Origin of the sequence: Embleya sp. NPDC008237 (assembly GCF_042956465.1) — a bacterium.
In the GTDB taxonomy this organism is placed as follows: Bacteria; Actinomycetota; Actinomycetes; order Streptomycetales; family Streptomycetaceae; genus Embleya.
Genome location: NZ_JBIBGL010000055.1, coordinates 1 through 1,335, shown reverse-complemented (window position 1 = coordinate 1,335; position 1,335 = coordinate 1). Strand labels below are relative to the sequence as shown.

Genomic DNA, 1,335 nt, shown 5'->3' with positions numbered 1-1,335 from the left:
CCGAAACTCGGCCCCTGATAGAGACGACAAATCGCCTGCGGGAAGAAGCACCGCCAACAACGACTCCGGGCCCTGCGGGACGCACTCCCGCAGAACGACCTCCTGCGAGGTGGTCCGCCGGACGCGCTCACGACCTCGCGCGTCGGGCACCGAAACCGTCAACCGCTCCCACGGCAGTACCAACAGGACCGGGGCCTTCGGCAAGAGCGTCGCGACCGTCCCGGACAGCGACTCCCACGACGACACCCGGACCGTCTCCCATGACGGCGAAGTCGTGTACGGATGAGCTGTGTCATCCACCCACGGCGCGGTCAACACCGTCGGCGGACCCGAGCCGAGGCACCGGAAAGCGGCATCCACCAACCGCTCGAACAGCACCGGCTCCCCAGGCCGGACAATCTCACCAGACGACACGCGATCTCCCCCAGCCTCGACATCCCGGAGCCGACAAAGCCCCGGAACAACACCCTTATGCCGGGCCCATATCGACTGCGCCCCGCCCAACCAACATGAACAAACCCCACAACAGCAACCGAGTTGCCACATCCCCCCAGGCGGCAACACACCGAACGGGCCACGCCACCCAGCGAAGTCCCACCCGAGGGAGACCACCCGAGAACCACCCGCGGCGCCGGCGAACCACACCACCTGCACAACCCCAGCCCAGCCCAGCACCACCTACGCGGAAGAACCGGACACTTACAGGTGGCGGGACCCGTGGACGCGCCTGACCGCGATCGCCCCCGACTGGAACCCCACCGGACGCGATGCCCCCGCCGAGCGATGGACCGTGACATGGCAACGTACGCTCGCCCTGACTCGACTCCACACCGACAGCGGCGGACCCCGGCGACCTGATACCCGAACACACACACCATCGACGGCGAACGCGTGGGCGCGTGCCTCGATCGTGGATCGCCACGCCTGGGAGTCACCAACCCGCGCGCAACGCGAAGCACCGACCGCGCTCCGGGTCGAGCCGGCACCCGAGGCGGCGCAGCGGCCCATCACGCCTGCGTCGACACGACACGCGCCATCGGGGCCCCCGGGCGAACCGGTGGGCACCCACCCTCACCGCCACCACCACGTTCCACGCACGCGAGGGACACCTGACCGTGCCCCGCGGACACATGGAGACCATCGACGTCGACGGGATGGCACATGATGTGAAGGGCGCCGTCGTGTTGGCCAACGCCCCGGCAACGACGGCGACTACCCCGCCGAACGCATCGACGCCCTGAGAGCGTGTTTCTGATCCCGTCTGCGTGAGGGGTTCGGGGCCTACGCTGGTGCCGTGTACGAGAGGGCCGAACGGGCCGGGGAACGTGTGTGCCC

1 protein-coding gene is annotated in these 1,335 nt (G+C 68.8%); it reads right to left on the bottom strand.

From position 1 onward, the window contains the following. Positions 1-378 (bottom strand): hypothetical protein (locus ACFZBU_RS47960; RefSeq protein WP_391590154.1); only part of this gene is annotated, 378 nt, incomplete at its 3' end. Positions 379-1,335 lie beyond the last annotated feature (957 nt).